Annotated in this window: 11 protein-coding genes; 6 read left to right on the forward strand and 5 right to left on the reverse strand. The window is 32.1% G+C overall.

Annotated elements, in window-relative coordinates:
• The first annotated feature begins 27 nt into the window (after positions 1 to 27).
• The 6 genes from ACTTA5_RS00610 to ACTTA5_RS00635 are packed head-to-tail and all read left to right on the forward strand — an operon-like array spanning position 28 to position 13,814.
• Positions 28 to 1,770: a GspE/PulE family protein gene (locus tag ACTTA5_RS00610; RefSeq protein WP_440647088.1), complete on the forward strand. Its 1,743-nt coding sequence runs from the start codon at positions 28 to 30 to the stop codon at positions 1,768 to 1,770.
• A 3-nt stretch (positions 1,771 to 1,773) separates the two neighbouring features.
• Positions 1,774 to 3,063 carry a type II secretion system F family protein gene (locus ACTTA5_RS00615; RefSeq protein WP_440613825.1) on the forward strand — a complete coding sequence of 430 codons (1,290 nt, stop codon included), beginning with the start codon at positions 1,774 to 1,776 and terminating at the stop codon, positions 3,061 to 3,063.
• Positions 3,064 to 3,069: 6 nt separating this feature from the next.
• On the forward strand, positions 3,070 to 3,645 hold the full coding sequence (locus ACTTA5_RS00620) for a pilus assembly FimT family protein (RefSeq protein WP_440613826.1): 576 nt from the start codon (positions 3,070 to 3,072) through the stop codon (positions 3,643 to 3,645).
• A complete protein-coding gene (locus tag ACTTA5_RS00625) occupies positions 3,645 to 4,460 on the forward strand; it encodes a type IV pilus modification PilV family protein (protein ID WP_440613827.1) in 816 nt (271 codons plus the stop codon). Before ACTTA5_RS00620 ends, ACTTA5_RS00625 begins: the two co-directional genes overlap by 1 nt.
• A 1-nt stretch (position 4,461) precedes the next feature.
• Positions 4,462 to 8,130 carry a PilW family protein gene (locus tag ACTTA5_RS00630; protein ID WP_440647090.1) on the forward strand — a complete coding sequence of 1,223 codons (3,669 nt, stop codon included), beginning with the start codon at positions 4,462 to 4,464 and terminating at the stop codon, positions 8,128 to 8,130.
• A complete protein-coding gene (locus ACTTA5_RS00635; protein WP_440647092.1) occupies positions 8,130 to 13,814 on the forward strand; it encodes a LamG-like jellyroll fold domain-containing protein in 5,685 nt (1,894 codons plus the stop codon). Before ACTTA5_RS00630 ends, ACTTA5_RS00635 begins: the two co-directional genes overlap by 1 nt.
• Positions 13,815 to 13,816: 2 nt before the next feature.
• Here ACTTA5_RS00635 and ACTTA5_RS00640 read toward each other — a convergent pair whose 3' ends face one another.
• The 5 genes from ACTTA5_RS00640 to ACTTA5_RS00660 are packed head-to-tail and all read right to left on the reverse strand — an operon-like array spanning position 13,817 to position 20,437.
• A complete protein-coding gene (locus tag ACTTA5_RS00640; protein ID WP_440647094.1) occupies positions 13,817 to 15,298 on the reverse strand; it encodes a FecR domain-containing protein in 1,482 nt (493 codons plus the stop codon).
• Positions 15,295 to 16,911 (reverse strand): hypothetical protein, encoded by a 1,617-nt coding sequence (locus ACTTA5_RS00645; protein WP_440647095.1) that lies wholly within the window; start codon positions 16,909 to 16,911, stop codon positions 15,295 to 15,297. Before ACTTA5_RS00645 ends, ACTTA5_RS00640 begins: the two co-directional genes overlap by 4 nt.
• A gap of 8 nt (positions 16,912 to 16,919) precedes the next feature.
• Positions 16,920 to 18,866: a CHASE2 domain-containing protein gene (locus ACTTA5_RS00650; RefSeq protein ID WP_440647097.1), complete on the reverse strand. Its 1,947-nt coding sequence runs from the start codon at positions 18,864 to 18,866 to the stop codon at positions 16,920 to 16,922.
• A gap of 54 nt (positions 18,867 to 18,920) precedes the next feature.
• The gene (locus ACTTA5_RS00655; RefSeq protein ID WP_262589719.1) at positions 18,921 to 19,472 is read right to left on the reverse strand and encodes an invasion associated locus B family protein; all 552 of its coding nucleotides are present in this window, start codon (positions 19,470 to 19,472) and stop codon (positions 18,921 to 18,923) included.
• Between the two features lie 17 nt (positions 19,473 to 19,489).
• Entirely contained in the window at positions 19,490 to 20,437 is a 948-nt protein-coding gene (locus ACTTA5_RS00660) for a LysR family transcriptional regulator (RefSeq protein WP_440647099.1), read from the reverse strand.
• Positions 20,438 to 20,515 lie beyond the last annotated feature (78 nt).

Here is a 20,515-nt window from a genome sequence, read left to right on the forward strand (position 1 = left end):
GTTATAATTTTTATTATAACTTTAAACATGCCTTCAATAAATCCTGAAATAAGTATTAAGATTTCAAACCTTTTAAAAACTAGTGGAAAATTATCTGAAGCTAACTTTAATGAGGCTAAAAAAAAATACGATAGTAATGGCAAGGTTCCTCTTGGAGTTTTAGAGTATTTAATTGATGATAAATTAGTAAGTGAAGATGATATTGTTTCTGCAGTTTCAAGAAATTATGCTTTACGTAAAACTATTCTAACTGAGCAAAATATTAAAAAAGAAGCTGTAAAAAAACTTCCAAAAGATTTTATAATGGAAAACGAAATGCTTCCATTTGAACTAAATGGAAGAATTTTAAAAATTGCTTTATTTGATCCAACTAAATCTACATTAGCAGGTAAGATTAAAAGTATGACTGGATGTAATGTAGAATTGTATGTTGCAAAACCATCAAATTTAGATCAAGCATTAAAATTTAAATCTGTAATTGAAGCGACACAAGACTCTCAAAATAATCAAGCACAAAAATCATCAGTCTCAAAACCAAATTTAAACGTGAAGGTTCCAAATGTAAAAATTACTCAAGGTGAGAATGCTGTTGTGGAATTTGTCGATAAACTTTTAAATGAATCATTTTTTAGTGGCACTAGTGATATTCATATTGAAATTTTTAGAAGAGGTGAGGCAAGAATAAGATTTAGAAAAGATGGTGTCCTCCAAGAACAATTACAGTTCAAACAATTTTTGATGGAGAATTACAATGCAATAGTGACAAGGCTAAAAATTATGTCAGGTTGCGATATTTCAGAAAAAAGGTTGCCTCAAGATGGAAAACTTCAATTTAAAAATCCACAACCAAAAAATGAAGATGATGTTGATATTGATGTTAGATTTTCAGTTATTCCAGCTAAAGAAGGTGAAAGAGTTGTTATGCGTTTACTTGCTGCTGGGCCAGATCTTGGTTTAGAGCAAATCGGTCTAGATAAAGAGGATTATGATAATTTAGTTACAGCTATAACTGCTCCTCAAGGAATGGTTTTGGTTACGGGTCCAACAGGTAGCGGTAAAAGTACAACTCTTTATGGCTGTATTAAAAAAATTAATAATCCCGGAACAAATATAATGACAGCCGAAGATCCGGTTGAATTTTATTTAAAAGGTGTTGGACAAATTCAAGCTAACAATGAAATTGGTTTAACATTTGAAGCGATATTAAAATCTTTTTTAAGACAAGACCCAGAGGTAATTCTAGTTGGAGAAATAAGAGATAAATCTACAGTAGATATTGCGATTAAAGCAGCTTTAACTGGACACTTATTATTAAGTACGCTTCATACAAATGATGCGGTTTCTACGGTTGTCAGATTAGTAAATATGGGTGTTCCAAGTTTCATGGTTGCATCAGCATTGAGTTTAATTGTTGCTCAAAGGTTGGCGAGAAAGAATTGTTCTTCTTGTACAGTTGATGATGAAAAAGCAACTAAAGAAACTTTATTGCAATATGGTTTTAAAGAAGAAGAGTTAAATGCTTTTACCCCCAAAATGGGTGCAGGTTGTGCAGAATGTAACAACACTGGATACAAAGGAAGACAAGGAATTTATGAAGTGTTAAAAAAAACTCCTAACTTAGAAGCTGCGATATTGAGAGATGCTAGAGGAGATGAAATGCTTGAAGTTGCAATTAAGGATGGTTTCAAAACTATGCAAGTTATTGGCAGAAATTTTATTAAAAAAGGTATATTATCTGTTGAAGAATATTCTAGAATTTTAGTAGTTTAGTTTATGGCAACATTTCAATATGCTGGTGTTCAAGCTGGAAAAAAAATTAATGGTGTAATTTCTGCATCTGATCCAAAAAGTGCTGCAGTAGAACTTAGGAAAAAGAAAATTATTGTTACCTCAATCAAAAAAGGTAACGGTAAATCCGAAAAGAAAGGTCCACCATCTTTGGATGATGTTCCTATAAGTAACGCCCCTATTATTATTGCAAAAGGAAATATTTATTTAAATTTTGGACCTTGGGCCAAAGTTCCACCGAAGGAATTATTGCAGTTTACAAAAAAAGTATCAACTATGATCAAGGCGGGTTTGCCTATTTTAGAGTCTATCATGATGATCAGAGATCAAACTGTACATATGAAGATGAAAATGACTGCTCATGCCATAATAAAAGATTTAAATGGCGGAATGAATTTAACGGATGCTTTTGCCAAGCACCCAAAAATTTTTGACAATATTTATTTGAATATGATCTCTGCAGGTGAAGCTAGTGGTAAATTAGATGAATTTTTAATTAAACTTGTAGAGTTATTAGAGAAAAATGCAAAAATTAAACAAGGTATTAAAAGTGCATTATTTTATCCAATAATGCTTTTGACGGTTGCAACAGTAATTACAATTTTCATGTTATGGAAAGTCGTTCCTGTTTTCGAGAAGATGTATGGCTCAATGGGTGTTCAACTCCCAGCAGCAACTTTAGTTATTGTTAATGCGAGTAGATTTATTGCTAATCCAACCAATATAATGAAAATCGTTGGAATTATAGTAATTATTAGAGTTTCTTATAACTTCATGTACAAAAATATAGAGGGATTTAGACATGTAATGCATAAGAGATTTTTAAAATTTCCATTGTTTGGAGATTTAATTGTTAAGGCAACAGTGTCTAGGATGTGTATGATTATGGCCAATCTAACTAGAGCTGGAGTAAGTATCATAGACACAATAAAGATTTCCAAATCTGTTACTACAAATCTAGTTTTTATTTATGCGTTAGAGAGAATTGGGAGGCAGATAGTAACTGGTCAAACATTGTCTGCGTTACTACAAAAAGAAGAACATATATTCCCTCCAGCTCTTGCACAGTTAACAGCTGTTGGTGAGAGAACAGGAAATATGGAAGAAATGTTTCAGTCAATTGCAACTTACTATGAAGAAGAATTTGATGGTGTTGTTGCGGCCTTATCCTCAATTATAGAACCATTAATGATTGTGATAATTGGTGCGATTATCGGGGTTCTTATGATAGCTTTGTACATGCCAATCTTCAGTATTGGTCAAGCTGTAGGATAGACCTTAATGAAAATCAAAGAAAAAGGTTTTAGTATTTTGGAGTTGATGACCACTATAGCCATCATATCCATTATTGGTGCAGTTGGTTTTCCAGCAATTGATAATTTTGGTGATCAAGATAATTTCGAGAGCGATCTTGCAACAATTCGAGGTCAAATAAATTACGTTAGACAACTGTCCCTTGAAGATGGAAACGCTTATACGATCAGAATTGTAAATGATACTTCTAACAATACTGCAGATTTAGAAGTTTGGCAGGCACAAGGTTTGAATAGATACAATGTGGAATACCATAAATCTACAGCCACCAAATGTTCTGATTTTGATGGTACAAATGATAAAGGAACTAAGCTAACAGATTTAACAAAAGAACTTGAGCATATGACAATCAGTAGATGTACATCTACGACAGGTAGCTGTACAAAAGTTTCTGCTTCTAATAACTTTTTTTGTTTTTTACCTGATGGATCCTCACCTGAAAATGCTAGAGGAGAAATACAAGCCTCTGAAAATGCTGGAGGAAAAAAAGATTATTTACACACTTACGAGACAGGTTTTTTTAATAATGGGAATAGAATGTAATGAATTTAAAACACAAACTTCAGAGGGGTGTATCTTTGGTTGAGGGAATGACAGCAGCTGGTGTTTTGGGTATAGCTGTAACTGTATTTATGACATTACAATCTTATCAAGAAAGAGATTTTGCAAACTTAAGGAAGTTTGACAAAGCTGCTTATGCAGTAGAATTAATGTTTGAAGAACTTGCCGCTGTTTACAATCCTGTAGCTGCGCAATATGGAAATCCAAGAGTATTTGAAGATACAACAGCAGGCGCTTCTTTAAAAGTAAAGGGTCTTGCTCAATTACCAGGTGATGGAGATCAAATAATAATCGAGGGAGTGGGTGGTAAATACGAAATTACAGACTCAACTGCTTTCGATGATGATAACAATACTACTTTATCTTTGGAAAGATCAGATGTTCCTGATGATACACCAAATAAAAATATGGCATCTGATGCTACAGAAAATGCTCCAATTACATTTATATCTAATTCTGAAGGTAGTTTGGATCCTTATGATGATCTAGACATGACAAAGTTTGAAGACACCACATATAAAGCGACAATAACAAATCAAAAAGTTTTGGCCGACCTAGATAATTGGGGAACTTTATTGAAGAAGCATCTCGGTCCTGCAAGAACTGGAGATAAGAGATTATTAGAAATTGAAGACATCGAAAAAGATGTCCCTGTTGATAAAGATAATGATGGAGTTACAGATCAAGAAGATGGAGTTGATATTTATGAAACCGTCAAAAAGAAACAAGTTACAATAATTATTAAACAAGACAAAATTGAAGAAAAATTTAGAAGATTATTTTTAGCTGGAACTTAAAATGAATTTAAAAAAATTTATTACTCAAAAAGGATTATCTCTTACCGAAGCTTTAGTTGCTGTGGTTGTTTCAACAATCGTTATGGGGGCAACTTATACAATTTATAATAATTTTCAGGGTACATTTGTCAGACAAATCAATCACAATAATATGAAACAGGAGGCTAGATTTGCACTACATGTATTACAACACGATAGCAAGATGGCTGGTTATAAACATCCTGATAGTACCGATGGTGAAGTTCAAGTGCCGGTAAAGGTTTTAAATACAGATGGTACAGAAGTTGCAGATGATACTGAGTTTGGAGAAATTGTATCATTTTGTTTTGATACCGAGGATAATAGTGGAAATATTCAAAGAAAATTAATTAAGTACGAGTTAAAATCTCCATACTCTCCTATTACTGATAAAACTGTATTAAAGAAAAAAGTTTGGAACACAACAAATTGTGACGAAGATGATACTGTCAATACAACAGTCGATGCAGACTGGATGCCTGTTGCCCAGTTTTTTGATGAAATTGGAATTAGAATTAGAAGTAAGCATATTGATTTTGAAATCACTCTTGTCTCTAAAGATGAAAAAGTAACAGAAAAATATACAGCTTCTGCTTACATGAGAAATTTAAACTTTGGTGGAAAAACTTATTATGTTTATGATGAAGAAGATCTTCATGAAAATAGGACAGCTGTTATACCTTTTACCGGTAGTTTAAAAGTTCAGTGTGCAAACAATCTTACTAGAGATATTCAGCTTGCAAACTTTACAACCTCTGATGATATTATCATACTTCATCAAGGTGAAACAGTTGGAGGGACAAGTCTTACTAGGACACACGATGCTATAGTTTTTAATTCAGAAAAACCACCCGCAATAACTGGAATACCAAGTGTTAGCCATGACGAAATGAGATTAAAGTTGGTTACAACCACAGTTGCCGCTAATTTACCCCCAGGTCTTACCGTAACATCTGGATATGATGATTTAAATAATAATAATTCTGCTGATGATGGTGAATGGGATGGATCATTAACTCTTGAGGGCACTTTAGATAATTTAGATACAAATTACACTTTTAACTCTGACGGTTATCAAGATTTTACGATTAGGTTAAAAGCAGATTTGGATACAAGTTGTGATAGTCAACCTTGGGAAGACCAAAATGAGGCGTACAAAGATTACAAGGTAAGAGTAATGAAATATGATGCACCTCAATTTTCGGATGTAAATTTACATACTTGGGAAGCAAAAGGTTTTACTTATGGAGATGCAAATTATGAGAGAAAAGGAACATCAAGTTATAATGGAGGTCCTAATTACGATTTAACAGATGATGGAAGATCATTTTATATACAGCAAAATTTAGCATCTCCTTCTTTTTTAGCTTCTACTGAGGAATATGACTCTTTTGTTTTAAAAGGAATGATTTGTTCCGGCGGTTATCCAGATTGTAACCATGATATGAGTGCATGGATGGATGACGACATGTTAGGATTTGCAGCTGGATATCAAAGACCTAGCGTAGTTCAAAAAACTTGGCCAGATGGTAGAATTAGAGCTTGTGCTGGAATTGATTATGAAAGTTTAAATGGCACATCTGGATTTAGTGCGTCTAAATTAAGAAACTCATTAAGAAGTAGTGATAAAACAGAATGGGACGGTTTATCTGCTTCTGAAAAAAATGAATGGTGGGGTGAGCCAGCAGATCTTGTTTATGATATGTATTTATGGTCTTGGTGGGGGGCACAAGGTAATAGATCTGCTATCCATCTACATCATTTCAAAGGTTATGAGTTCGATCACACTAGAAATTGTGGTTATAATGAAGGATCCTATCTATCACATGCTGATATGAATAGGTTAACTGGATGGTCTACTCCCAATTCATCAAAAATGTCTGATTTCAATGAGAATGGATACAATAGACTTTTTATGAGAACTGATAGCACTAGACCAACAAATACTGGTTCTAGGAACTGTAATAATAGAGGTAGTTCATTTTCAAGAATTAGTTATAATCCTGGTGCAACTCATAAATGGGGATGTGGACACGGAAAAAATACTGGTGTTAAAAATACTGTCACGCTTACATACCACCCAAATAAATTTAGAGCCAATATAGATAACAAACCACATGTTGCTAATAGTAACAGTCAAAGGTTCACAGCATTTGATTATAGATTTGATAGCGATGGAGACTTATTTGATCACACACTATCTGCTTGGCCTTATAATGAAGATACAACACCAACTGCTATTACTCTACCAAGCGGAGATGATGATACCGAAGAATTAAAAACAGAAGGGTTTAAAAGATTTCAAAAAGGTTCAGTTGCAATAGTTTCTTTTTCACAACCTGACAATAGGTATTCTAATATTCAAATTGCAAGACTACCAAGGTTTATTCCTGACAAAACTGATGGCAATAAACCAATGCCTAAAGCACAAAACTTATATTATTACATGGACGAAGACTATTTTACAGTAAACAGAATATATGGTTTGCTAAGTAAATCTTATGATCCCTTTGGAGAACACATAGAAGTTTTGGTGCAGTCAAATTCATCAGCTAACTGTGCACAAATCGGTGGTAGAGGAACAAATGAAACAGGTTCAATTAAAACTCAAAGTGTAGATGGTTCTAGTAGATCTATGAATTGCAGATTGAGTGGAGAGTGGAGAGCAACCTCAGCAGTTTGGGCTAATAATACAGAACTTCCAAATATAGGAGAAATGTATGATACTCAAGATAAAGATTCTTATAGTGGTGCCAGGGCAACAGTAACAACTACCGCAGGAAATACTATTTATGTTTTTGCTGATGGTTCTTTCAGATATCAAGCTTATGCAGATGGTTTTAATGATGGTACTCCAAAAGAAGACTCTTTTTATTATGCAGTTCAATCAGAAGATACCTCTAATAATAGAATTTCAGACATAAAAAAAGTATATATTGGTTTTAATATTGGAAACACTACACCTACAGGGGTATCGTTTAAGGAAGCAGATGGAACAGCCATTACAGATAATAATAACTTTGATATTGCTGAGGATGATAACAAAGATCTAATAGTAGGTGAGATTTATGCTACTAGTACTCAAGAACCTGATACACATGATTTTGTAAGATTTAATCTTGGAGAGGTTCCAAATGATGATGCTGATAAAGATGTAGATCATGGAACTAGATTTAGAATTGACCAAAAAGATGATAAATTTTATTTAGTTTTAAATGATGATAGTGACATTAGATGGTCTAATTTACCTTCAAATAAAAAATATTTCTCAATAAGAATTGTTGCTACAGATTTAAGAGGAAACCAATTAACTACTACAGAAAAAGTATATGTAGATAGAGTTGATTGCTCAGAAACAGCAATGGAAAATATCACTGTTTATAAAACAAAAGCAGCAATGACCATTGAGGGTTATATTCAAGGAAAAGAAGGTGAGAAGGTATTTAGGAGACAGACAGTCCCACTAACTACTAGCTTGGATGAGGCTGTAATTACATTTGAATATCCTGAAAGATCAGTTCAGCCGTCTGTGAAAATATCTGAAAAAACAGTGACAGTTGATGGAGAGGATGTTGTTATTGGAATGTTGTCGAATAGATGTAAGGAAACTCATAGTTATATTGATAGACAGCAACTTTGGAGCGACTCATAATGAAAAAACAAAAAAACGAAAAAGGTTTTGTCCTTGTATTTGTAATTGCTGTCGTCTCAGCATTGTCAATTATGACGGGAGCAATGTTTTTTTATTATGACAATGATTTAAAAAGTGTTTCAAGAAATTCAGTAATGCAACAAGTAAATCTTGCTGCGGAAACGGGATTACAAGAAGGTCAGAAATGGATCACTGATCAGCTAAATTCAAATAGTTTTACTCTAGTTGATATTCAAAATACCCTTAATGTCGCTGACTCAGATAACAAATGTCTTAATAGGCATGGTTTTACCAATTCTAGTGAAGATGTTTATTATGCAAAAAGAATAAATGCAAATCTTGGAACAGATGATCCAAAATTTGAGGACATGTCTTATGAGGTTTTTGTTCAAAGGCATGCAGATGTAGTTCGATCTATTTATTTCTCAGCAGAAGGTTCAAAAAATAATACTGAAAAAGATACTACTTACACAGACAGATCTTTTGCGCTTGTTGAAAACTTTAAAGATTTTCCAAACGATCAATTTACAATTGAAATGTGGATACAAAATAAACAGCCAGGATCTACTTATGACATGCATGCTTTTGAATGGGGTAGAACTTGGGATTTAGTATTTAAAGTTAAAAATGATGAGTGGTCTCCAAGACTTGGAGAAGTTGTTTTGGATGACCAAGGAGATATTGGATCTCCTGTTAAGGATGAGTGGGTTCACATTGCATGGGTATGGGATGGAGGTACACCGGGGAGTACTGATACCGGTAATGTTAGAATTTACCAAAATGGAACTTTAAGTGGAACATATAATGCAGATATAGGAGCTAGACCTAAATCTGGTTATACTAATCCTCCTGAGACATTACCTGAAGGAGATTTTTGGCCGTTAGCAATCGGAGAAGGTTTGGCTGGCTTTAATCCTAGTAGTTATTTGACTGGAGATCCAATAATTCAAAGTGTTCCTTGGCTTGGTAATATTGCTGAAATGAGAATATGGAATGTATCAAGATCAGGCACTGACATTGCAAACAATAATAGAAGAAGATTAACAGGTTCTGAACCAGGATTAGTTTCATATTATAAGTTTAATGAAGGATCAGGTAATACTGCTAAAGATTTTAATACCTCAAGAGCAGCTGATAGAAAAAATGATGCAACGATTTATGGTATTGGAAATAAAGGAACTTTATGGAAAACAGAAATTGTTAAATATCCAGTTACTTCAACAACGGACGATGCACCGTCGATCAATGTTCCACCCGGAGAAGATGTTGTTTACTACAAAATTTTATCATGTGGAAAAGGACCTCAAGAACAAATCGTTCCTCTTGAATTAATTGTTTCAGCCCCAGTTCAAAAGGGAGATGTAGGAGATGGTAAAATTGCACTCACAGAAGAAGACCTAAATGATTTAACTGGTCAAGAAGGTACTCCATTAATAACACCTTTAAATAACTATATTGCTCAAGAAGGAGTGACTGGAGATATTAAAATTCAAACCAAGGATAATACCAATACAAACTTTTATGTTTTTAAAAGGTCTATGGAGCAATGTAGTAACTCTAATTCATTTACAGATTTCAGTGCCGCCTCATCATACTCCGAAGGAGACTGTGCAGAATTTGAAGATAAATTGTATTTCCTAGAAAAAGATGATGGAAAATCAGCTGGTGACGATTTTATTGAAGATGATTGGTCTGAGGTTTTGGGTAGCGATTGTGACGGTGTACAATTTACATCAAATTCAGGTGATAATAGTTATGGCCATTATTATAAATATTTTTCAACTGCACCAAATGTAACTTCTGATCTGGGTTATAATGGTGACTCGATTGACTGGTGGGAAGCAAAAAGAAGAGCTGAGCAATCTACTTGTGGAGGTATGCGAGGATATTTAGTTTCTATAGAAAGTGCTGAAGAAAATGAATTTATTAAAGATGCTGTAATGTGCAATAGCAGCACACAGTCTGGCTGTACTGGGGTTACCCCTTTTCATGTTGCTGCTGGAGAAACCAGAGAAAATTACTATGGAACAAGATTAGATCAATCTAGTGATCAACACTATATTTGGCTATCAAACTCAGATTGGAGAAATCCAACCTCGAATGCAGCCAATATGCAATCAGAGTCAGGACCTTTAATGGGAATGAGTGTTTCCTATACAAACTGGCAAAGTGGTGAACCCAATAATTCAGCAGAGCCATATGCTGATATGGAAATAAATAGAAGCGATAGAACCAACGGGGGTTGGAATGATTTAAGAAGAATTCCAAATTGTAGTTCTGGAGGACTAGATTGTATTACTGGTTATGTTGTTGAATATGGAGGTTTTGATCATTTTAGCTTAGAGCATGATATTAACCAAGATGGTGACACTGACGATGCAGATGAGATAGATATTAGTGGTCATAACTTTTGTGTTGCAAGAGCCACTATAGAAGCAGACACATATGTAGCTCCAGTTGATGGAAACAGTGATGGAGATTTATTAGATATTGATGCAGACACCAACCCAGACGTAATAGAAGATTATTTAAAACTTGATACTGGTGCTGAAGATTATCCTTCAGCAATAACAGGTGATACCTCTTCATCTTCTGTAGATCATGATACGACTGACGATTATCCAGGTTGGAACGCCTACACAGGAGTCCTTACTATGGTTCATTCTGGTAAACCAAATGATTGGAGTTCAACATCAACTTATTCAGCTAATGATTTTGTTTGGTTTAATAATAGAGTTTGGAAAAATACTTCAGGTGGCACGATAACTGGTGGTTCTTCATTAGATTTAACTCAAACCCCTACAATTTATAATCCACATAATTGGACTATGTATGAAGGTGACGAGTCTGATGCACCGTGTGCAGACGTAGATGTTTGGACACAAGCATTTGAATCTATAAAATATTACAATTCAAAAGAAGTAGATGCAGAAGAAGGAGAAAACCCTTATGCTTATGAAGGAACAGATGGTTCAGACGGCACAGAAGGTGAAGACACTGAAACTACTACAGCCTCGCTTGGAGAAAGAACAATTTTATTTTCTTTAGGTCCGCTTCATGTTGAAGAGCATAGAGATGGGTATAATCACTTCTACGAATTTTATGAGTTTCCTGCTAGACCAGATGGAACTGCTAATTCAAGTCAAAATCTATACAATAATAAAAATAGAAGAATGAATGAAGCGTTCTCTCTATCTAGACAATTAGATTATTTTGGAAAAAGTGGATACCTTGCAACTATAACAAGCGAGTCTGAAAATGATATCATTACAACTAAAGCAGTTGGTAATGGATGGATGGGTGGATTAGCTATGTCGGATAACGCAAATACTGTAGCTAATTTAAATAAATGTGGTGGTTTCCGACAAAGATCTAATAGAGCTCAAGCAACAGCTGATTTTCAAGCTTTACGAGATTTTGAAAATATACCGTTTTATAGAAATGGCCAAACTTATGGTGCTAGTACAAGATATGTTAGAAACATAGTTGAAAAATATCAAACAACAACAGCAAGAACAATTACATCAATATCAAAAGCTAATCCGGCATTAATTACAACAAGTTCGGCACATGGTCTTACCAGTGATGATATCATTAAGATTGCAGATATTAGCACCACTAATCAGATGAATGTTGATGGTATGACACAACTAGCTACTGGATTTTATAGAGTTAGAGTTGTTTCCAACACAACATTTAGACTTGTCGATTTAGATACGAGAAATAATATAAATTCTACTTCTTGGTCTAATTATACAGCAAGTTCAGCTCAAATGTGGTTACTGGAAGGGTATCAGAATGAATTTTATAGAAAAGGATCTTCATCACTAACTGCATCAAATGCAAACCCCCAATCTCAGTCTGGTTTAACATTGTTTTATAAAGATCCTAAAATAGCTTTGTCTTCAAATGCAGCAATTACAGGCAATAATACAAAAAGATATTTTACAGATTCGTTTACAAACGTTGATGATACGGTAACGAGCACAGAATGCCCTGTATGGAGATGGATGACTGGCCCTGAAGGTATGTTATGGAATGGAAGGGGTTTGGCTTTTGCTCCAACACGAACAGCTTCTGGAACACCTTCTGCTAACAATGGAACCTGGGAAAGAGGTGTTACAGCTGGTTCTAATGATCCCCAAGGTCAACAAATTGGTGAAGTGTTTGTTGATGGTATGCCATTTAGAAATTGGAATGGAACTGGAGAACCTAATAATGTTGCACAAACAGAACATGGTATTCATTTATTAGGAACTCATTTCGATGACGATGATGAGCTCACATGGAATGATTTACACAATTGGAGTGCAAGTTACTCAAATAACTTTAATTATTCAATAAGAGGATTAGTTTTAGAATATGGGGGTATGGAAAATGATGAAGATCCTAATATTAGAATAGCTACAAAAAGAGTAATTAAACTTTTTGATAGGAGAGTAACAAAAGCCATTGTGAAAATAAAATCAGGAGCTGAAACTGGTGACAAGCTTGTAGTAGGCTCAGAGGAACTTAATGCAGTTAATTTAACTGCTACAGGAAATGAAACTAGCGAGGTTACTTTATCTGGAGATGCAACTTGTAAAAATTATGTTGATTTAATTAAATCTATGTATTTTGAACACAATGCATCTGCTGATGGAACAAGAGAAATAGAAGTATTGTTAGGAGATATTCAAAAGCCAAGTAACGCTGAACATTATTATCAGTTAAAAGATACTGAGTTAAGTTACAATCAAGCAAATTTTCAAGCGAGTTACCAAAACCTTTGTGGTATTCAAGGTTATTTAGCTAATGTTACAACATCCGCGGATCTAGATGCAATTGAAGAGCTTGGTGTAACTGATGATAAACAAGTTTGGGTCAATGGAACAGATGAATGTCAGGGTGGAATTTTTAGATCTGGATTTTGGAGATATTCATCTGGACCTTGGAAGGACAAAGAGTTTTGGAGATTAAGATTAGATATTGATTTGGATGACGCAGACGACATTAGAGATAATTTAGAAAATGAAGCAAGTTGCGGTGTAACTTCTACGAGGTCTAGTCAGGCTAGTGTTAGAGTAGGACCTTTTACTGCTGCAAACTGGATTAGCTCTCATCCAGCTGCTAATACAAATGATTATCTTGTTTTCCAACAAACTAGTTCTGCATCTACAACTGGAATTATGACTAGAGGTGGTATGGCTAGCTCTGATGTTGAAGGGTTCATCATTAGATATGGAGGAAGTGTAGGAGATTTTACTGGTGCAGATATTGAAGAAGATGATAATGACATTAATGTACTATTAGGTCCTGAAAGAGCTGAAATTTCTTTTTACAATGATGGAAGTGATAATAGTATTTTTATAAGCGACGAGGACTCTGTTAAAGTTGATACCACAGGTGATTTAGCATTATCTACAGGGTGGTCTAAAACAGCTGATTTTATAGCTTCTAGTAATTCACCATTAAAAATTACGTCTCCTTCTGGTGAGGTTGCAACCATTCAACAATGGCGAGACGAGCTTCAGAAAGTTTACTATCAAAGTACTGATACTAGCGACTTTACTCCAGGAAATAGAAAAATTAAAATTAAGCTAGTGTATGGAGATACTTCATTGAATCAAGAAATTGGGATTGTAAAAGCTATAGGAAGCAGAAACGCTGTTACAGTTACACCTATATCTTGGAATAATAGATAATTTTAATCTCTTGATGGCATAATACCAGTTCTTTGGCCATCTATAGTATTTTCTGTATCAGTTCCATTTGTATTATAATCAGAAACATTTAAAGCAATTGTTGCTACAGAACCAGTTGATGGATTTGGAGAACCATTCATTTGAACGTTAAAGAAATCCGTTGCAGCATCAGCATAATAACTTGAAGCATTAGTAGCAAAGTTAGTTGGAATAAATCCCTCTTCACCTGATTTAGTAGTTGTCGCAGTTGTACCGTTTGAATTATTTATACTAAAAATTCCATTATTTGTTCCCCACATTGATGTAGATGCTGATCCACTAGAATAATCAGTTGTAAAAGAATAACTAAAATCTACATCTGCATTACCATTTAAAGATAATGTTCCTGAATAAGTATTATTAATTGTTTGAGATGCAAAGTTAACTGTAGTTACACCACTAAAAGTCCCAGAACCAGTTCCTTTAGTTGCTGCCATATTAATATCGTTACCTGTATAAGTGTAAGTCCCTGAAGTTATACCTTGGAAATCTCCATAATTTGTTTCTCCTAAATTGGTACCACCATAACGTAAAATATATGCAAGACCGTCTCCACCTTCAGCATTTGCCATTGCAATTTGGTTTTCTGCTGACTCGTTTTCAAATTCAGCTTGACCTTCTTCGCCAATAATATCTACGACATCAACACCTAGCACTTCAGCTATTTGATCGAAAGTTAATCCTCCATCACTTAAATTCAAAGCAGTGATTACTATTTCACCTATTATTTCATTTCCACTTATTTGCTGATCATCAAACAAACCTTCTTTAATTGCACTTTCTACTTCTTGAACATCAAGATTTGCTTTAACATCTAAAAAATTTTGGAATTGTTGCAATTGCTCCTGTGTAATTTCAACTGGAGGAGTTGGAATTTGGTTTAAAGATAATTGAGTGAATGAAAAAGGTGTATCTAATAATACACTTCCAAGTTCATTTGCAACTTCTACAGCACCTGGCCTTAATCCTAAAGTGTTGTCTTCCCCAGGACCAATTAGTAATACTTGGGCGTTATCTTCCTCATCTATAATTGTTTGAAACTCTGTACCTCTTGAACCTATTGTTCCCGCTGCAGTTTTAACTTCTAATTTTTCAGGGTTCTTTTGATTAATTAATCCACTTAAAACTTTTACACTTCCTTCATTAAGTGTAGCTAAAAAACTGCCGTCCAATGTACTTGGGTCAAAAACAAATTCATCTATTGTTATTGATGTTTTTTCTCCGATTGTAAGAACGGTCTCGTCTAAAAAGATTATTTGAGATTTAGATTTTCCATCAGAAATAATTTCATCTCCAAAGAAAATTTTATCTCCAGCTTTTAAAATTTCTCCTTTTTGATTGGTAATTTTTCCAATCGATAATGTAATTGCACCTACAATTTTCTCATCAGCAACTGAATGACTGATAAAAAATAGGGTTAAAATTAGAGCCAATATTTTCTTCAAAACATCATCCTTTTTGTTAATCCAAATTTAATTATTTCCTTATCATAGTCGTAGTTAAGGATATTTGAGCTCGACTCTATATCAGAATAAGAAAGATTGTAAAAAACATTCTTTATATACTTATTCTTTATTAGATCTTCTAAATTTCCAGAAAGTGTAACACTATTTGTTACAATCTCATCATCTCTGACCGTATCGCTTTTTACGAAAGTGTCAGATTTATCATATTTATTTGAGTTATTTGAATGAGATATTGTATAATTTAGAAATCCAATTTTTCCTGAATTTGAAATAGTATAAAAATTATTTTCATATCCATAAGAGTCTAGCTTAGCGTTATACTGATTTATACCTAATTTAAATTTTATATTATTGGTATTGCTCAAAAAATATTCATAACCCGTTGCAAGTCCATAATAAGTATTATTTTTATTATCCGCAGAACTAAAGGTAGTATCTGTTCTATAATCTGTAATACCCATATTTGAAGATACTAACAGATTTTGATTTGGTTTAGTTAGATATCTGTTTTCAAGAGTAACATTATAAATTACATTTTCAGCATCATTAACAAAATTATTGTTATTCATTGAAAAGAAAGCGGACGTATAATTTTTATTGAATTGTTTATTGTAATTAACAAATAAAGAATCTAGATCATTTTCTTTATTCTTATCTCTATTCTGTCTTGTTACATTTTTACCTAAACTTAAACTTAAATTTGAAGTATCAGATAGTTTTTTAAAAGCTCCTGTTCTTATAAAGATGTCACTATAAGAATCTTCGTAAATAGTATCAGCAGCGTAATTACTTAAACTATCACTGATATACAATGTTTTAGAATTTGAAACAGTATTAACATTGTTTTCTTCTGCAAGATTAACACCAAAGTCTACATATCTAATCCAGTCATTTTCATCTCTAGGTTTCTTCTGATTTTCTAAAGTTTGGGTTAGTGAGTTAAGTTGCTCTCTGATATCAGCTGTTAATTTTTCACTCTGTTTTATTTCATCAATAATTGCTTTTGTTCTTTCTTTAGAATCTATTTTTAACGATATTGACAATAAATATAATTTTAAATCTAAATTTTCTGAGTATAGATCTGATAGTCTTTCTAAAGTTGCAATAACAGTTTTATAATTTCCTAAACTTTCTTGCTCCTTTGCAAATCTCAAATTTAATTCAAGATCAGTTGGATTGTTAAGAATTTCAGAATATTTTATTCCTTTAGAATTATCATTTGATATTTGTAAATTTTCTTTCTCAGATTTATTTTCTGAAACAATTAATTCATTTATTTTACTTACAATATAACTTGGAATGTTTTCAAATTCCTTTAACTCATTTAATATTTTTTTTAACTCTGTCTCGTTTTGAGTTTTTTCATAAAGATAAAATAGTTTTATTTTGATCTCTGAATTTTCTGGGTAAACTTTCTTTAAAACTTCGAGCGCATAAATTGCTTCATTAACTTTGTTATCTTTTTCTTGCTCTACAAATAAAAATGCTTGTTCAAGATCTTCCGGTTTATTTAAAACTTCACTTAAAACTAAATTTGCATGAGCCTTAGTGATTGAAATAAATATAAAAAAAAGAAAGATCAGTATTCTCATAACAATTCTTAAAATCCGGAGATGATCAGACAGGTAATGTCGTCTCTTAAAGGCTCTTTTCTTTTAGTTAAAATATCGCTTAAATGCTCAATAATTGCTACAGGCGACTTAAATTTATTATCGCTAATTTCCTTTTCTACACCTTTTGCCTCTAATTCTTGATTATTCTCTAAGTATCCCTCTGTAACACCATCTGTATAGATAACTAAATTTTTATTTACTAAGCTTATTTCGTTTGTCTGAAAAAAATCGTCATTATCCATAGCCATAATTCCAAGCGGAGGTAGTGTAGATTTATAATATTCAAAATTAAAATTTTCGTCATAAACCATAATTGGTTCATGCCCAAGATTGATGTATTCTATTTTTTTTTCTTTAATATTATATTTTCCTACAACTGCAGTTATAAACATTCCTTGATAAGATGAGTCCGCAACTTGATTATTAATGTATCTTGCAATTGTAGATACTTCTTTATTAAGTTTTGCCATCGATCTAAAAACAGCTGCAGCATTTGCCATTAGTATTCCAGCCTTAACTCCTTTGCCAGAAACATCTGCTAATGTGAAATAAAATTCATCCTCAGATATTTTTATGTAATCGTAGTAATCACCAGAAACATCTCGCGCAGGAACATTCTTTGCGTAAAGAATATTTTTTTGTTCAAATTCTTTTGGAAATAATTTTTTTTGTACCTCACCAGCAATTTCTCTTTCTTTTTTTAAAACTATTTGTTTTTTTTCATTTTCAATAGCTATTTCATTTTCCTGGAGATATCTAAAATACAGAGTAACTAAAAATAGAAATGCAGAGCCTAAAGTAGTATAAAATATATCTATAAAATAATTAAATTGGTAAAAGACTAAGCTAGAAGTTATTAGAAATACACATAAGCCTACAAAAAAAACTATACTTAGTTTTGGATTAACTTTTTTTGGAATTATTAATACTAAGATCAAAGAAATTAATAATATAATTATTTCAATAATATCTGTTTTTAAGTTTTTAATTATAAAGTCATTATTTATAATATTTTCAATTGCATGAGCATGTGTTTCAACTCCAGGGATAACTTTTCCACTAGGTATTTTAACAAAATCAAATAAACCTTGTGCTGAGCTTCCAATTAAAATTATTTTATCTTTAATTATATTTTTACTAATTTTGTCATTTAAAATATCGACAGCTGAAATGTATTTATCTTTACCAAATTTTTTATAGTTGATATGAACTATTGCATTTGGATCTGTGTTCAAACTATAGTTCTTAGTTCTAATTGTTTTTATTCCACTTTCTGATGATTGAATTAAAATACTTTTATTTTTATGCAACAATCTTAATGTTTCTAAACTTAGTGATGGCCAGATATCTCCATCGATTTTAAGTAAAATTGGTAATGACCGCAAGACACCATCCTGATTATCAAGATATGAAATGTTACCTATACCTTTTGCTGCATTATTTATAACTTCAAGTGAAGTGATTTTATTTTTAAAATTATATAAGTAGTTTTCTGCATCACCTCCTCTTGATATAAAGTTTGTTTTTGGTTTAGAATTATTCATTTTATCAAAAACAGAAATGTCTCCTAAAACTGGCAGTATTACATTTGAATTTTGAATTGCAGTAATTAGGGATTGGTCAGAGTCTAATACTCCTTCATTAGAAATATTAAGTTCTCCTAATATTTTGCTAGGGTTTTGTTTGTCTTCTTCACTAAAAAAAATATCGAAAGAAATTACTGATGCTTCCAAATTCTCTAATTTGTCAACAAGGTTGGCAAAAACGTCTCTTCTCCAGGGAAATTGGCCTACTTCACCTATACTTTTCTCGTCAATATCAACGATTAAAACATCATTAAAATCGCTATTTTCCTCAAAAATAGACTGGTAAATATCATATGAGATATTCTCTATTCGTTTAACAAAATTACTGTCCTGGATTTTAATTAGCACTAACAGCGCTAGAAAAATAAGCCCAAGGTATTTTTTTAAATTTTTCACAAATTTTTAATTTTTTTGTTTTTCAAATTCAGTAAGTGCATCTTCAAAACCTTGTAATGAAGATTTAATTAAAAATGGCTTTTCTCTAAATCCATCAACTAAAATTTCAAAGTAGATTGATTTTTTCATTGCTTCTTTAATTTGTTTAAAAAGACTCTCTATCGCAGGATCGGTAGTATCATTTGAAATTGATATTATACATCCAACAACTTCACATTTTATGAAAGGTAAATTAACTGCAGTCCCTTTATGAAAATTTATTGATGCAGGTCTTTGAACATTAACACCTAGTGGTGTGATTATATTAATTAATTCCTTTAACTCATTTTTATTATTTAAAAATTCAGAATACACTACTGTAAATTGTAGATTTAAATTTTTAACTTGTAAAAATTGTACAATTTCACATTTTTGTTTCTTGTTTTCAGTAACACATCGCAAAGTCCAATCTCTAAACTGTTTTGTAGTAACAGTTGGTACTTTTTCTTCACTTTGTTCTGCATGAGTAAAATTTAAATTAAATACAAATATAAATATAAAAGTTAGTAATAATCTCATATTTTAATCTCCAGTCGTTATAACCATAAAGCATTCTTTAAAGCTTCATTGGTTGTATTAATATTTTTTTTATTATTTTTATTTTGAATAAATAAAATATCTCTATTCATTTGGGGTTTATTAATTCTGGTAAATAAAAGTTTATGATCAATTGCTACACTTTCAGGAATTATCGCAACTCCCAAACCACTTTTAATACATGAGGCTGCTGTTGTATCGCTATCAGTAAAAACAATATCTCTATCACTATTTTCTTGCTTTCTTTTTTTTATATTTTTTTGGATTTCTTTAAAGTTTGGAAAGGAACCTTTATTTTTTAAATAATCATAGTAAAAAAATTCACAAGTATTTCTAAAGATATAATTTTTTTCTTTTCGAACCATATCTATACTTACTTCTTTAATTTCTTGAAATTGGTGTCCCTTATAAAAGGCAACACAAAACGGATCTTCATATAAATTGATTGTATCAATATTATCATTTGAAAATTTGATACAACTTATTGCAAAATCAATTTTATTTTTTTCAACTAGATTAATCATTTCAAAACTATCACTTTCAATAACTTTTATTCTTACTTTAGGATTATTTTTTTTAATCAACCAAAGTATATTTTGTTTATGGGAATAGGTAAGGGTACTTGGAATACCAAAAGTAATTTGATCATTATTTATACTTTTATCATCAAATTCTATAGATTTTATATTTTCTATAACTTTATCATTGAACGCTAAAATTGATTTTGCATTCATGTAAAAAATTTCACCTTCTTTAGTTAGAGTGACTCCTTTTTTAGTTCTGATAAATAATTTTTTTCCCAAACTATTTTCAATAATTTGTACAGATCTTGTAATTGAAGGTTGAGCAACATTTAAACTCGAACTTGCAGATAAAATACTTCCTGTATCTGCTACTGTTATAAAATACTTTAAAAACTTAGGGTTTAAGAACTCTTGATTACTCATAATCGCATTTATAGAATTTTTTTATATTTAATCAAATTGTATATATAACTAATATTATATACCATAAGTTGTATCAAA

It is taken from the genome of Candidatus Pelagibacter sp. HIMB1521, from assembly GCF_052047875.1.
GTDB lineage: Bacteria > Pseudomonadota > Alphaproteobacteria > Pelagibacterales > Pelagibacteraceae > Pelagibacter.